Below are 14,706 nucleotides of genomic sequence, written 5' to 3'. Positions count from 1 at the left end.
GAACCATGCCTCTCGATACGATCAAACATTCTATTCATATTCGACGTAAAAAGAATCAGGTCGTGTTTGATAATATCGACAGGCTTTGGGACATTGCTCGGAGTGCGGACACTGCCCAAGAAATCTTGGATCGGTTGCATCCATGGAAAGCACCGATTACCCTTAAATTTGAAAATGTGTTGCCCATTCTACTGGGAATAATCGGCATTTTTTTTATTGTGCCTGTGTTTTTTGCAGGACAACATATTTGGACATTATTTAGCTTTTTATTTGGCTTAGCTTGCTTGCTTTGGGCCTATTTAAGCTATGAACAGGATGATGCCCTTGAGGAAGTCATAGACCACCTCGAAAAGCAAATTATTCATAAAAAATATCAGCTCAATGAGTTCACACCACCGCAGTACATTGGTGTTCCGCTACAACCTGCGTATTTTATCCCACAACTCAAACAATTGTTTCCGATCTTTAACCAAGGAACCATCAGTAATGATATTCCCTACTATGCCAGCACGATTTGGCAGGATGAGGACGGACAACAACATCAGGTCTTATTATTTCAATATCACTTTGTCGATGAAATTCGGGTGCGAGACAAAGATGGCAATGAGATGAAAGTCAAAGAAGTGCACAAAGACTTATGGGGATGTTTTGTGTTTGATGTACCGACTCAAGGAATTGCCATCACAGCATACAATAAAAAATTTTATTATCCTTATAGCTTTCCGTGGCATAGCAGTGACATTCAAATCAACCAAAGGCTCAAATTTTTTGGTGCCGACCAAATGCACATGGCTAAACTGCTATCACCTGCTTTTGTATTACGTGTCGCTAACTTCTTCCAATCACGTGAAGGTGATTTACTCTTTCATCCTGAAAAAAATATTTTGTGCTATATCAGCCCGCAAGACCTGTTTGAAATATCCAGTAAAGCAAAAAAAGTCAATGACATTTCGACATTGCGTGGACACTTACGTACTTTTAAATTACCTTATCTAGAGCGTTTAGAATCCGATCTAACGCAATTTTTAAAATAATGATATTTTTGCCGTTAGAGGGTCGTATGGGGCTATTGATTTTCTTCTTGATTATTATTGCAATCGTGTTTGGCGTGATTGTCATTCGTAATAATATTGTCAGACACCACAATGCAACCATTCGCGCATGGTCAGATGTGGCTACTTATGAACGTCAAAAGATCAAAATTTTAGATGGGCTAGAACCTTTGGTCGAACAATATTCCAGTTTTGAAAAAGGCACCTTGGAAAAAGTCACTGAACTCCGTCAGAACATTCTTAACCTGAACTTGAACAATACGGATGTCAATCAATTACAGCGTATTGAAGCTTTAAACCAAGAACTAATGCGTAGCCTTAATGTCGTGGTCGAAAATTATCCTGAGCTCAAAGCCAATGATATTTATCTCAAAATGATGAATGAAATTGAGGAACAAAACGAAAATGTCGGTGCTGCGATCAGCATCTTTAACCGCAATGTCGAGCTGTTTAACAATCATATTCAAATTTTTCCAAACAACATTGTCAACACCATGACTGTCGGCAAAAAAGCGGTCCGTCCGTTCCGCGACTCAGTTGCGCTACAAAATTTTGATTACCGCCCAAACTTTAATTAGCAGGGTGATTACACCGATATTTGCTTAAAGGCACTTACTTTAAATGAGTGCCTTTTTTAACCTCTACGCTGACTGCACTGCTGACAACCACCGCTTGATACAATCTATCTCCACCCCGACAATACATTCAAATTAAAACCGTTGTCACCGCATACTATTTCGTACAGAAAAGCTTTGCTTTAAAAGTGTTACAACACTGGTGTTTATTTGCATAATCAAGGAAAATAGCCTCCTTTTAGCGGCGAACTGTTTTTTCGCTCTTGCACTGCAAGTCAAGCGGTGCTTTGCTCTTGTTTAGGATTTTTTATGAAGTTTGAAAAATTAGGTCAGTCGGGTCGCGCCCGTCGTGGTCGTTTAACTTTAGAGCATGGTGTGGTGGAAACCCCTGTGTTCATGCCTGTCGGTACTTATGGTACAGTCAAAGGCATGCTCCCACGTGACATTGAAGACATCAAAGCGCAAATTATTTTAGGCAACACCTTCCACCTTTACCTGCGCCCTGGCCTTGAAGTGATTAAAGAACACGGCGGTCTGCATCAATTTATGAAGTGGGATAAACCCATTTTGACCGATTCAGGCGGCTTCCAAGTTTTCAGCCTCGGTGCAATGCGTAAAATTAAAGAAGACGGTGTGACTTTCCGCTCTCCAATTGATGGCTCTAAAGTGTTTTTGTCTCCTGAAATCTCAATGGACATCCAACACACACTGAACTCAGACATCGTAATGATTTTTGACGAGTGCACCCCATATCCTGCAACGCATGAAGAAGCACAAAAGTCGCTACAACTGTCATTGCGTTGGGCAAAGCGTTGTAAGACTCAACATCATGATGTGCTTGAAAATAAAAATGCGCTGTTTGGTATCATTCAAGGTGGCATGTATGAAGACTTACGTGATGAGTCATTAAAAGGCTTACTTGAAGTTGGTTTTGACGGCTATGCCATTGGTGGCCTATCTGTCGGTGAACCAAAAGAAGAAATGATCAAAGTACTAGATTATCTTCCTGCGAAAATGCCAGCAGACAAACCGCGCTACCTGATGGGTGTCGGTAAACCTGAAGACATCGTGGAAGGCATCCGCCGTGGTGTCGACATGTTTGACTGTGTCATGCCTACCCGTAATGCCCGAAATGGACATTATTTTGTGACCGACGGTTTAGTCCGTATCCGTAACAGTAAATACCGTCATGATCAAAGTCCGCTAGATCCACACTGTGACTGTTATACCTGTACCAACTTTACCCGTGCTTATTTATTCCATTTGGAAAAATGTGGTGAGATGCTAGGTTCAATGCTGGGTACTATTCACAACTTACGTTATTACCAACGTTTCACTCAAGACATTCGTGACGCATTGGATAATGATCGCTTTGATGCCTTTGTTGAAGATTTTTATGCACGTCGTGGTTTAGAAGTTCCACCTTGCCCCCAAGATTAATTGTTGTGAGCATTTGCGCTTGGTAAAAAGACAAGGTAAATTGCAGAACAAGTCTATTTATGATCAATTCGTTGATCACCGTTTTTTTAGTTTAGGAATTTGAAATGAGCCTTTTTATTTCTACAGCTCACGCAGCGGGTGAAGCTGCACAACAACCAAGTATGGTCGCAAACTTGTTGATGATTGCTGTTTTTATTGCCATCTTCTACTTTTTAATTTGGCGCCCTCAAGCTAAACGTGCAAAAGAGCACCGTTCTTTGGTTGAAAGTCTTGGTGTAGGCAGTGAAGTTGTTTTTGCTGGTGGCCTCATGGGTAAAATCACTAAACTCGAAGGCGACTTCGCTGTGGTTGAACTGAGCCGTGGTGTAGACGTAAAAATCCAACGCGCAAGTGTGATTTCAGTTCTTCCTGAAGGCACATTAAATAACCTTTAATCAAAAAAATTAGTCGTGCATCCGCACGACTTTTTTCATTTTAAGAAGAAAACGAATGCGTTACCCAGCATGGAAATATCTACTGATTATCGTGGTTTTGATTATCAGTACATTATATGCCCTGCCTAGTTTGTATCCGGATGAACCTGCGGTTCAAATTTCTGGTGCCAAAGCTGGTACCCAAATTGACCAAAGCATCGTACAAAAAGCAGAGCAGATTTTAAAATCTGAAAGTATCTCAAGCCATGACAACAGCTTTAGTAATAATGCTGCACTGTTACGTCTTGACTCTAGCGAAGCACAATTAAAAGCCAAAGAGGCGCTACGTCGTGGGCTTGGTGATGACTATGTTGTCGCACTAAACTTGGCACCAACAACACCAGAGTGGCTACAAAAAATTGGTGCAAAACCAATGAAGCTCGGTCTGGATTTACGTGGTGGTGTTCACTTCTTGTTAGAAGTGGATATGGATAAAGCAATTTCTCAGCGCATGGAAACCTCTGCGACAGACTTACGTCGACAGTTCCGTGACAACAAGATTAAATTTAACAGTCTTGGATTAAACAACAACACGATTACCATTCAGTTTGCGAACAACGATGATCGCATGACTGCTCAAGACTACTTACGTAGCAATGGCAATGAGTTTAATCAGCAAGCGGTCGCAACTGCGACAGGTTCAACCTTACGTTTAACCTATACCGACGTTCGTCGCCAAGAAATTCAGTCTTATGCGGTAAACCAGAACTTAACCACCTTACGTAACCGTATTAATGAGTTAGGTGTGGCAGAAGCCTTGGTACAAACCCAAGGCAATAACCGCATCGTGGTTGAACTCCCGGGTGTACAAGACACAGCCGAAGCAAAACGTGTTTTAGGGCGTACTGCAAACTTAGAATTCCGTTTGGTCTCTGACCAGAATGATCAAGTCATTGACCAATATACTGGCAAGAGTAATGGGCAACCGCTTCCACCAGGCACTGAACTTTTTGCCTATCAATCTTTGGACAGCGGACGTGAATTACTGTTAAACCGTAATCGTATTTTAACGGGTGAACGCGTTCAAAATGCATCAAGTGGCTTTAGCCAAGACACGGGCGGTGCTGAGGTAAACATTACCTTAGACACAGCTGGTGGCAAACTGATGTCCGATGCAACCCGTAATGCGGTAGGTAAGCGTATGGCCGTGTTGTTCATTGAAAATAAACAACGTATTAGCTATATCACCGATCCTACCACTGGTGCGCAAACAGAAGTCCGTACCCCGTATGCAGAATCTGTAGTGATTAACGCTGCAACCATTCAAGCAGTACTCGGCTCACAATTCCGTATCACCGGTTTAGATTCTCCTCAAGAGGCATCTGAGCTAGCATTGATGCTGCGTGCAGGTGCACTTGCTGCACCAATGTACTTTGTAGAAGAACGTGTCGTTGGTCCAAGTCTCGGTCAAGAAAACATTGATAAAGGGGTTCTATCAACTCAAATCGGTTTCTTACTCGTCGCGATTTGGATGGTGGTCTTCTTCCGTCTATTTGGTTTAATTGCAAACTTTGCTTTGGTCTTCAACTTAGCCATGATTTTAACCGTCATGTCTTGGATTGGCGCTTCTCTTACCCTACCGGGTATTGCAGGTATCGTGATTACCATTGGTATGGCCGTCGATGCCAACGTCCTCATCTGTGAGCGAATACGTGAAGAAATGAAATGGGGAGCATCGCCCAAACAAGCTATTGTGGCGGGTTATGATCGTGCCTATAACACCATTCTCGACTCAAACTTAACCACATTCTTGGTTGCGTTTATCTTATTTGCTATCGGCACAGGCCCAATTAAAGGCTTCGCTGTAACCTTAATGATCGGTATTGTCTGCTCAATGTTTACTGCAATCACAGTAACACGTGCAATTGTACAGCTCATCTATGGCAAAAAACGAAACTTGAAAAAGTTGAGCATATAAGGAGATCGACGATGACTGATGTGACTCAACAAACTTCAAAAAAATACGGCCGTCCTGATGACGATCGCGTGATTAATTTTATGAAGATTGCGCTGCCTGCAGCCGTTCTTTCTATTATTTTAACGATTGGCAGCCTATTTTTCATTTTCACCAAGGGTCTTAACTTAGGTTTGGACTTTACTGGTGGTATTTCAGCCGAATTGAACTATAGTAAGCCAGTAAAGTCAGCCGATGTCTCTGCTGCACTAACCAAAGCTGGCTTTCATGATCCCGTGGTACAAACCATTGGTTCGGATCGTGACTTAATTGTACGTATGCCTGTACAAGAAGACACAGCAGCAGAAGACTTAACCAAAACCATTACCCAAGCAGTACAGCTTCCAGGTAACTTGGCTTCTGTCAACAAAGTTGATGTAGTCGGTGGGCAAGTGGGTAATGAGCTCTATATTCGCTCAGCAGGTGCTGTGGGTTTAGCTCTATTACTGATGCTGGTTTATGTCACCATTCGCTTTGAGTTCAAACTGGCAATGGGTGCAGTACTATCATTGTTCCATGACGTTGTAGTAACCATCGGTATTTTTGCCATGATGCAATGGCCGTTTGACTTAACGGTTTTAGCTGCTGTTTTGGCCCTGATTGGCTTCTCGCTGAATGACAACATTGTTGTATCGGATCGTATTCGTGAAAACTTCCGTAAGATTCGTGGTGCAACGCCTTTAGAAATCGTTAACATTGCATTGACTGAAACATTACGTCGTACCATTCACACCTCAATGACTTTATTACTGGTGGTGATCTCGATGATGTTACTCGGTGGTGATGGTCTGAAATGGTTCTCTGTAGCGATGTTTGTCGGGGTTTTTGTGGGTACCTATTCTTCAATCTATATCGGTACAGCCTTTGCCTTATGGCGTGGTCTAAACCGTCAAGACTTCATTGTACAAGTGAAGCCTGAGTTTGAAGAAGAAAATGAAATTCCATAAACTCATATAGCTACGTCAAAAGAAAAGCCTCTCAATCGAGAGGCTTTTTTATATCGGTATGAAGCTGTTGTATCAACTCAATCTGAGGCAACGCATAGCCACGGCAGGACTGCTCTGCCCGCCATGCCACAGTCAACATCACATCTCCCAACTCAAAATTTTGATAGGCGAAACTACCAATGAGCGGATGATTACACATACCACCATTATGCATTGGATGTGCTTGGGTATTCAGTTCATTTAAGTTTAAACGAATACCCAAACCTGATGCTTTAAGCACCGCTTCTTTGGTGGTCCAAACTTTAAACCAGTAGGATTTTTCCTGCTCAACCTGTTGCCATAGCTCAAGTTCATCAACATGAAAAGCATGTTGAGCCAAAGCGCCAAAACGTACTTTTCGACTTAACTCTTCAACATCCACGCCCAAATCAGCCACTTTTTCACTCATGGCTAAAGCATAGTAATTTTGACTGTGACTATGATTGAAATGAAAAGAAGGCTGATCAACCCAATAGGGTTTGCCTGTCTCGCTCAGTGCAATGGCATGATCATCAACGATCATTTGTCGTTGTTCAGATAAGGATTGATTGCGATATTGATAAATGGCTTGTTTTCGCTGTGCAATTTGCTCGACACGTGACAGATTGTAATCCACCTGTACAATGTCCTTAATCTTTTTCAGCTCAACACGTATTGTCCTTGCCACGTTGCCTTCCTATCATCATTTCATGCATCATAAAATAAAAAAGCCCAAAGATCACTTTGGGCTTTTCAGCATCAGAACATTAATGCCTGATTAACGTTTGAATTTCTTCTCTGCTTTCTTAAACTTCTGAACATAACGACGCTTACGCGCTGCTGTACGCTCATCCACTTGCGACTTACGTCCTTCAAATGGGTTTTCAGAGGTTTTAAACTCAATACGCACTGGCGTACCCTCAAGCTTATACACTTTACGGAATACGTTTTCCAAATAACGGCGGTAGTCATGTGGAGTCTTGTCGACTTTGTTGCCGTGAATCACGATGGTTGGTGGATTTTGTCCACCCATATGTGCATAACGCATCTTGATACGACGACCTTGTACCATAGGTGGTTGATGCGCATCGGTTGCATCATTTAAAATTTGTGTAATTTTCGCAGGTGAGACTTTCAAATGCGATGAGTCATAAGCACGGTGAATTGATGGATACATTTCACCAACACCCGTACCATGCAAAGCAGAAATCAGGTGGATCTTCGCCCATGGAATAAAGTCAAAACGGCGCTCTACATCCAACTTACATTGCTTACGATCATACTCGGACATATTGTCCCATTTGTTAATCGCAATCACCATCGCTCGACCTGCTTCAAGCGCATAGCCAATTAAGTGTAAGTCTTGTTCTACAATACCTTCACGCGCATCAACCACTATGACCACCACATGGGCATCTTTCATGGCTTGTAAGGTTTTCACGATTGAGAATTTCTCAATCATTTCATCAACCTTACCTTTACGACGAACACCTGCTGTGTCAATTAAGGTGTACTGACGACCATCACGCTCAAACGGAATATAGATTGAATCACGGGTGGTTCCTGGTTGGTCAAATGCTACCACACGCTCTTCACCCAATAAACGGTTGACTAACGTTGATTTACCCACATTCGGACGACCAATAATCGCTAAGCGTAAACCTGTGTGCTTATCATGTTCATCTGGGTTTTCATCTTCAGGCACATCATGTAGAACTTCTTCCAGCATTTGCTGAACACCGCGACCATGGCTTGCTGCCACTTGCAGAGGTTCACCCATACCGAGTTTGTAAAATTCAACCAAAGCTGCTTCAGCGTGTACACCATCAACTTTATTGGCAACCAAGAAAACTTTTTTGCCTAATGTACGCAGTTCGCGAGCAATTTGTTCATCTGAGGCTAACAAACCTGCGCGAGCATCGACTACAAAAACAATAATATCAGCCTCATTAATGGCTGTTTTAGACTGTTCTGCCATGTAAGAGTCGATATCCCCTTCATTTTCGCCGATACCGCCTGTATCAACCACAATGAAAGACTTATTTTGATATACAGCGTCACCATATTTACGGTCACGCGTCAGGCCAGCAAAGTCAGCAACAAGCGCGTCACGACTCTTGGTGATCTGATTGAATAGCGTTGATTTTCCGACGTTCGGACGGCCAATGAGCGCAATTACGGGTTTCATAGATTAACCTTTATTCAAGATCAGCCAGTAAGACTGGTCTGAACATCAGAAACTGGAAGAAAAATAAGGTGAAAAACCTGAATAAAAACTCGGGGTCTTGTCTAAACAAATACCCCGAGGAAATTTAAAAATACGAATTTCGACTAGTTTAACATAAGTCGAACAGAATTAACGATTCTGCCAAATGCTTAATGCACCCTTTCGTGTTGCAACATAAAGTTGATCATCAATCACACGTAAAGTACGCACTTCACCAGAAGTCTTAGCACGACCAATCAATTCACCTGTTGCAGGGTTAATCATGTGCAATACACCATCTAGATCACCCACAATCAGGTCTTGACCTAACATCACAGGATTACTCAATTGGCGATTCAGCAGACTGTCATTTTCCCACAGTTTTTGACCCGTCGTAATTTCATAAGCCACTAATTTACCATCGGCCTGTGCAACAAACACGCCATTGCCAACCACTTCAGGGCGTTGTGTACTACTCGAATCTTCACTCCATACCACTTGCTGTGAAGCCAAATCCGTCATAGTGACTTGACCTTGATAACTGGTGGTAATCAAATACTGACCTGCAACTACTGGGTCACCGTCGATATCATTTAAACGCTGAATATCCGAACGACCATCCGACACAGCTACACGACGCTGCATTCGTGGCACACCCGTAACTACATCTAAAGCATAAACATAGGCATTTGCAGTAGAAATGAGTACTGTGCGCGAATCAACAGGCACTGGTGCCGCATTACCACGAAGGCTAAGTTGAACATTTGGTAGGTTATAGGTCCACACTTGTTGACCTGTCGCCAAATCATGTGCAAAAACGGTTCCATCATTACTGACAGAAATCACACGCCCCGCTTGAACCAACGATGGCGCAAGTAGTGCACCCGTTAATTGTGCTGTCCATTTTTGCTCGCCTGTCGCTTGGTCTAAAGCAAACAATTGGCCTTTAGCATTACCCACTATGACATAACCATCAGCCGCTTCCACACCTGAGCTTAAGCCAGCCTTAGACACTTCTTTCTGCCAAAGTTTTTGTTTGCCTTTATAAGCCGTCACTTCACCTTTTGGATCAAGCGCAAAAACCACACCATTGTCTGCATCTAAACGTAACCGTAAAGGGTCCGCTGTCGAAGTTGAAGACACACTTTGAGAAAATACAGGGGTCAGCGTTTTCGCTTGAGTCAGTTTTGGAAGTGGATTCGGCTTAACTTCTTCTACTTTGCCACTACTTGCACAACCCGCAAGAGCCAAAGTCAATACGGTTAATGCGCACGAAATTTTGTATTTTCTATTCATTAAGATTCTTCCGCAACGGTTTCTATGATTGGACGTTCGATTTCAGGATCATCAACTAAAATACCAACACTTTCGAGTTTAATTTGTAAAATTTGGCGTTCTTGTTTACGTTCAACCAACTGATCCCATGCACTTTGGTAGGCTTTTTTGGCATTGTCGATATCATTTTTAGCCACATAGACATCACCCAAAGCTTCATCAGCCGTTGCTTTAAAAGCAGGATCAGTCACTTGCGCTAATGTTTTAATTGAATCATCAAATTTCTTTTGTGCCAATTGAGCATACGCCAAGCGTAGTTTTACAATTTGCACTAAACCATCGTCATCGACTTTCGAGTTTTCAACTTTTTTCAACGCTTTTTCAGCACTTGCATAATCTGCTTTGTCATAAGCTAATTTTGCCATCAACAATTGCGTTTGAATGGCCTGAGCCGAATCTGGTGCATCTTTTACGATTTTATCCGCAGTTGCTGACAAGGCAGTAAATGCATCACCTTGCGTTGCACGTGCTTCATCCATCAATTGCTGAACTTTAGCCGTGTTCATTTGGTTCTCGGCCAAAGTCTTCTTCTGCCAGTATTGCCATCCAAAAAAGGCAATCAGCGCAATTAAAATCCCACTAATAATGGCTGAACCATATTTCTTAGTAAAAGACTTTAAACTATCAAGTTGTTCTTCATCACTTAATGCGCTCATGTGACTACCCTTTCCTTATATTTTGGCTTATTTTGAAGAAAATTTTTCAATCATAAATGGCACGATGTCATCCATCGCAACCAAAGTTTGTTCAGCTGTTGCCAACTCTTTTACGGCAAACTGCGCAGCTTCCACTTCTCGCTCACCTAAAATAAGGGCAAACAATGCGCCAGACTGATCGGCTTTTTTCTATCTGTGACTTCATTGAACCCTGAGAGCCTACTTTCAAACGAATCGTGCTCGATGCTACATCCAACTGATTGCGAATTTGCTCTGCAAGGACTAAAGCTTTGCCTTGAGACGCTGGATCTGCCAACAAAAACATTTCGCAGTCACGTACAGGTGTAGCATCTTCAACTTGCTCAAGAAGCAATAATAAACGCTCTATACCCATTGCAAAACCAACGGCTGGCACAGACTGATCTGCTTTGCCTTTGAGCTGTCCAACTAGACCATCATAACGACCACCGGCACAGACCGTGCCTTGTGAACCCAAATGCGTAGTGGTCCATTCAAAAACGGTTTTGTTGTAATAATCCAAGCCACGCACCAATTTCTGGTTAATGACAAAGCTTACACCTGCATCCGTTAAATATTGCTGCAAGGTTGCAAAGTGATTCAACGTTTCCTCACCCATAAAGTCATGCAACTTCGGTGCATTTTCCAGAATGGCTTGAGTTTTTGCATCTTTAGAGTCAAGAATGCGCAGTGGATTGGTGGTTAAACGACGCTGTGAGTCTTCATCCAAATCACCCTTGTGTGATTCCAAAAACTCAACCAATGCCGCACGATAAGCAGCACGCTCGTCAGACTCACCGAGAGTATTCAATTCAAGTTGAACTTTATCTGCCACACCCATGCGTTTCCACAGACGTGCGGTCATCAAAATCAGCTCAGCATCCATATCTGGGGTTGCTACACCAAAGGTTTCCACGCCAAATTGGTGGAACTGACGGTAACGACCCTTTTGTGGCTTTTCATAACGAAACATCGGGCCAATATACCAAACCCGAGGAGTGGCACCACGAAGCAAGTTATGCTCAAGCATGGCGCGTACACAGCCTGCTGTTCCTTCAGGACGCAAAGTCAAAGACTCAGGCGGATTACCTTTATCCAAGAAGGTGTACATTTCTTTTTCAACGATATCCGTTGCATCCCCAATTGAACGTTTGAACAAATTGGTCTGTTCAACAATAGGTAAACGAATTTGTTGGTAGCCATAAGCATCCATCAATGATGCGAGATGCTGTTCAAGACGTCTCCATGCAGAGGTTTGCGTAGGAAGAATGTCATTAAAACCTTTGATTGCGACTATTGAACTCATGATCTACTCAGAAAAACTTGTGCGAATAATCTCTTTAGCTTTAGCGTCTTCAAGATCGCTAACACGTTGACGAACCATCGCTTCGATTTCGTCAACCAACTGATTTGTGTCAATTAAATGGCTCTTTTCGCCATTACGATACACCAGTGAACGTGGACTTGCACCAACTACACCAATATCGGCTTCTTTGGCTTCACCCGGACCATTCACTTTACACCCAATCACCGACACATCCATTGGGGTACGAATATCTTCTAAACGTTCTTCTAAAGCCTGCATCACTGAAATCACGTTAAACTCTTGACGTGAACAGCTCGGACAAGCAATAAAGTTAATACCATTTGAGCGAAGACTAAGTGATTTTAAAATATCAAAGCCAATCTTGATCTCTTCTTCAGGTTCCGCTGCCAAGGAAATACGCATGGTGTCACCAATGCCATCCAACAGCAAACCGCCCAATGCAATCGCAGACTTCACCGAACCTGTTCGATAAATCCCCGCTTCTGTTACACCAAGGTGTAAAGGATTATCAATTTGCTGTGAAAGTAGGCGATAAGCGTCCATGGTTAAGAACACATTGGATGCTTTCACTGAAACTTTGAACTCGTGGAAATCTAAACGATCCAGAATATCAATATGGCGCATCGCCGACTCTAGCAATGCCTGACCAGTCGGCTCACCATATTTCTTTTGAATATCTTTTTCCAGTGAACCCGCATTCACCCCAATACGCATAGAAATATCGTTATGGCGCGCCGCGGCTACCACTTCACGAATTTTGGCTTCAGAACCAATATTTCCCGGGTTAATCCGTAAACAGTCCGCTCCCAAGTCTGCAACACGCAGTGCAATCTTGTAATCAAAGTGAATGTCTGCAACCAAAAGGCACCGATGAACGCTTACGAATCTCACCAAAAGCTTCTGCCGCTTCCATCGTTGGCACAGAAACACGCATAATGTCTGCACCTACATCTGCACAACGCTGAATTTGTGCCAGTGTTGCCTCAACATCACAAGTTTCGGTATTGGTCATACTTTGAATGCTGATCGGTGCATCACCACCGACATAGACTGAACCCACACGAATTTTGCGAGTAGGCTTGCGTTTAATTGGATTTACAATCATGGCTTTTCCTTGATCCCATTAACGTGACAAGCGGAAATCTGCTTTTCCACCGACGGTATATGGTGACAATGAAATACTTTCATTATTTAAGCTGAGTGACACAGCAGCCGCATCATCAATACGAATTTGAAAAGGGGTCTCTCCAGACAACTCAAGTGTTGAAGCCTGACGACCTGTTGCCAAAACTTTACCTGTTGAATCAACAATATGCACAGATGTTGGGCGATTGAACTCAAGTTTCAACTGATCCCCTGTGGTTGCAGCAGCGCCATTCATATTAATAATTTGAACATCTGATTCTGCTTGTTGAGCTGTCGTCTCATCAGCACCACCTGACCAATTTTGAATGACACCAAATAATGCTGCCAAAATGGCAATAACAACAATTGCAACTAGTCCGCGTTTCAACCACTTACGATTGCGGTCGCGATTAGAACCTGGCAATTTGCCCATAATTTTAATTGGCGAATTATTCAAAGCATGATTCGGCAGAAGTCCCGTATCATTGGCATAGATGTCATCGAAACGTTGGATAATCGTAGTTGCATCCACTTTCAGGTACTTCGCATAGGTACGATAGTAACCTTTAATAAACGTAGCTTCTGGAAGTGCCGTATATTCGTCCTGCTCAAGTGCAGTTAATGTCTTGAGTGGAATATTGAGCTCTTTCGAAACGTCGCTTAATTCACGTTTTTGTGCAATACGAATTTGACGAAGATAATCACCTGGACGCTGGATATTTCCTAAAGCATTGCTAGAACCATTCGATTGTGGTGAATTAGGATTTACTTCCATACGGCCTCAGTAGTGTACTGTAATTGCAAATAACGTTTGTATTCTTGACTATCTGGGTACAAGGCACGTAGCTGATTGACCAGTACTTGCGACCCCAAAGTGTCATGGTTTGCACGCGCAATTCGGATACCGATCCAAAGCGCACGCGCATCTAAGTTTTTCTCGCCAACGGCTCGCACAAATTGTTCATAATATTGTGTCGCTTCAGCGTATTGTTGGCGTAAATATAAAATTTCCGCCATTTCGATCATGGCAAGATAGGCATTTGAACTCACCTGTAGGGCTTGTTTAAAAGCAGCTTCTGCTTCGGCTACTCGACCTACCTGAATATACGCACGACCTAAATTTTCGAATGCTCGATAACGTTGATCATAGCCCAAAGTTGAAGCAGCAACTTGAAGTTGATCAATCGCGTCATTATAACGCCCAATTTGATATAAATACGTACCGTAGTTGTTACGAGCCTGTGCATTTTTTGGCTCAGTCGCAATGGCATGCTTGAAATAACGCTCAGCTTTTGCCACATTTTGCGGACTACCTTCGCGTTGTAACAGCACACCCATCATCATATTTGCAGATGCATCACGTGAGTCGATGTCTAAGGCCTGATCTAATGTACGTTTCGCCGTATCATAATCGTTTGACTTAATATATTCAGCTGCCAACTGAGTTCTAACTTGTACTGCTTTCGTCGGATCACCTTTCGTATTCACGGTTTGGCAACCCACTAAGTACCACACAGACACACCCAATGTCAGTGCAAGGTAAAGTTTAGAAACGGGTTTTTTCAATTGGCATCCTCATA

12 protein-coding genes and 2 pseudogenes are annotated in these 14,706 nt (G+C 42.8%); 6 read left to right on the top strand and 8 right to left on the bottom strand.

Features of this window, described 5'->3' with window-relative positions:
• Window positions 1-5: 5 nt before the first annotated feature.
• From ACZ8ZH_RS02605 to secF, 6 genes are all read left to right on the top strand, one after another.
• A complete protein-coding gene (locus tag ACZ8ZH_RS02605; RefSeq protein WP_119064688.1) occupies window positions 6-1,034 on the top strand; it encodes a hypothetical protein in 1,029 nt (342 codons plus the stop codon).
• Window positions 1,035-1,060: 26 nt separating this feature from the next.
• Window positions 1,061-1,630 (top strand): LemA family protein, encoded by a 570-nt coding sequence (locus ACZ8ZH_RS02600; RefSeq protein ID WP_086210445.1) that lies wholly within the window; start codon window positions 1,061-1,063, stop codon window positions 1,628-1,630.
• A gap of 306 nt (window positions 1,631-1,936) precedes the next feature.
• The gene (gene tgt / locus ACZ8ZH_RS02595; RefSeq protein WP_086210446.1) at window positions 1,937-3,067 is read left to right on the top strand and encodes a tRNA guanosine(34) transglycosylase Tgt; all 1,131 of its coding nucleotides are present in this window, start codon (window positions 1,937-1,939) and stop codon (window positions 3,065-3,067) included.
• A 104-nt stretch (window positions 3,068-3,171) separates the two neighbouring features.
• On the top strand, window positions 3,172-3,501 hold the full coding sequence (gene yajC / locus ACZ8ZH_RS02590; RefSeq protein ID WP_004697692.1) for a preprotein translocase subunit YajC: 330 nt from the start codon (window positions 3,172-3,174) through the stop codon (window positions 3,499-3,501).
• Window positions 3,502-3,556: 55 nt separating this feature from the next.
• Window positions 3,557-5,458, top strand: coding sequence for a protein translocase subunit SecD (secD, locus tag ACZ8ZH_RS02585; protein WP_470247837.1), 1,902 nt, complete (start codon window positions 3,557-3,559; stop codon window positions 5,456-5,458).
• An 11-nt stretch (window positions 5,459-5,469) separates the two neighbouring features.
• Entirely contained in the window at window positions 5,470-6,441 is a 972-nt protein-coding gene (secF, locus tag ACZ8ZH_RS02580; protein ID WP_119064690.1) for a protein translocase subunit SecF, read from the top strand.
• A 31-nt stretch (window positions 6,442-6,472) separates the two neighbouring features.
• Here the strand turns inward: secF and ACZ8ZH_RS02575 are convergent, their stop codons facing one another.
• The 8 genes and pseudogenes from ACZ8ZH_RS02575 to pilW all read right to left on the bottom strand — a co-directional run bounded on the left by ACZ8ZH_RS02575 (window position 6,473) and on the right by pilW (window position 14,692).
• Window positions 6,473-7,147 (bottom strand): 4'-phosphopantetheinyl transferase family protein, encoded by a 675-nt coding sequence (locus ACZ8ZH_RS02575; RefSeq protein WP_171405811.1) that lies wholly within the window; start codon window positions 7,145-7,147, stop codon window positions 6,473-6,475.
• Window positions 7,148-7,237: 90 nt separating this feature from the next.
• The gene (der, locus tag ACZ8ZH_RS02570) at window positions 7,238-8,647 is read right to left on the bottom strand and encodes a ribosome biogenesis GTPase Der (protein ID WP_470247836.1); all 1,410 of its coding nucleotides are present in this window, start codon (window positions 8,645-8,647) and stop codon (window positions 7,238-7,240) included.
• A gap of 168 nt (window positions 8,648-8,815) precedes the next feature.
• Window positions 8,816-9,961 carry an outer membrane protein assembly factor BamB gene (gene bamB, locus ACZ8ZH_RS02565; protein WP_086210450.1) on the bottom strand — a complete coding sequence of 382 codons (1,146 nt, stop codon included), beginning with the start codon at window positions 9,959-9,961 and terminating at the stop codon, window positions 8,816-8,818.
• Complete coding sequence (locus ACZ8ZH_RS02560) at window positions 9,961-10,656, bottom strand: YfgM family protein (protein ID WP_086210451.1); 696 nt, start codon at window positions 10,654-10,656, stop codon at window positions 9,961-9,963. The genes bamB and ACZ8ZH_RS02560 overlap by 1 nt, the downstream gene beginning before the upstream one ends.
• A 27-nt stretch (window positions 10,657-10,683) precedes the next feature.
• Window positions 10,684-11,980: pseudogene (gene hisS / locus ACZ8ZH_RS02555) on the bottom strand (histidine--tRNA ligase).
• Between the two features lie 3 nt (window positions 11,981-11,983).
• A pseudogene (ispG, locus tag ACZ8ZH_RS02550) lies at window positions 11,984-13,106 on the bottom strand (flavodoxin-dependent (E)-4-hydroxy-3-methylbut-2-enyl-diphosphate synthase).
• Between the two features lie 18 nt (window positions 13,107-13,124).
• Window positions 13,125-13,901 (bottom strand): helix-turn-helix domain-containing protein, encoded by a 777-nt coding sequence (locus ACZ8ZH_RS02545; RefSeq protein WP_086210454.1) that lies wholly within the window; start codon window positions 13,899-13,901, stop codon window positions 13,125-13,127.
• The gene (gene pilW, locus ACZ8ZH_RS02540; RefSeq protein ID WP_086210455.1) at window positions 13,892-14,692 is read right to left on the bottom strand and encodes a type IV pilus biogenesis/stability protein PilW; all 801 of its coding nucleotides are present in this window, start codon (window positions 14,690-14,692) and stop codon (window positions 13,892-13,894) included. Before pilW ends, ACZ8ZH_RS02545 begins: the two co-directional genes overlap by 10 nt.
• Window positions 14,693-14,706 lie beyond the last annotated feature (14 nt).

The organism is Acinetobacter sp. SW-226 (genome assembly GCF_055632855.1).
The sequence above is the reverse complement of the archived record's forward strand: the minus strand, read 5'-3'. Positions and strand labels throughout refer to the sequence as shown.

Excerpts from the sequence above, each read along its gene's own strand:
- ACZ8ZH_RS02605 (WP_119064688.1), top strand. The coding sequence starts at position 6 with ATGCCTCTCGATACGATCAAACATTCTATTCATATTCGACGTAAAAAG.
- ACZ8ZH_RS02600 (WP_086210445.1), top strand. The coding sequence starts at position 1,061 with ATGGGGCTATTGATTTTCTTCTTGATTATTATTGCAATCGTGTTTGGC.
- tgt (WP_086210446.1), top strand. The coding sequence starts at position 1,937 with ATGAAGTTTGAAAAATTAGGTCAGTCGGGTCGCGCCCGTCGTGGTCGT.
- yajC (WP_004697692.1), top strand. The coding sequence starts at position 3,172 with ATGAGCCTTTTTATTTCTACAGCTCACGCAGCGGGTGAAGCTGCACAA.
- secD (WP_470247837.1), top strand. The coding sequence starts at position 3,557 with ATGCGTTACCCAGCATGGAAATATCTACTGATTATCGTGGTTTTGATT.
- secF (WP_119064690.1), top strand. The coding sequence starts at position 5,470 with ATGACTGATGTGACTCAACAAACTTCAAAAAAATACGGCCGTCCTGAT.
- der (WP_470247836.1), bottom strand. The coding sequence starts at position 8,647 with ATGAAACCCGTAATTGCGCTCATTGGCCGTCCGAACGTCGGAAAATCA.
- bamB (WP_086210450.1), bottom strand. The coding sequence starts at position 9,961 with ATGAATAGAAAATACAAAATTTCGTGCGCATTAACCGTATTGACTTTG.
- ACZ8ZH_RS02560 (WP_086210451.1), bottom strand. The coding sequence starts at position 10,656 with ATGAGCGCATTAAGTGATGAAGAACAACTTGATAGTTTAAAGTCTTTT.
- ACZ8ZH_RS02545 (WP_086210454.1), bottom strand. The coding sequence starts at position 13,901 with ATGGAAGTAAATCCTAATTCACCACAATCGAATGGTTCTAGCAATGCT.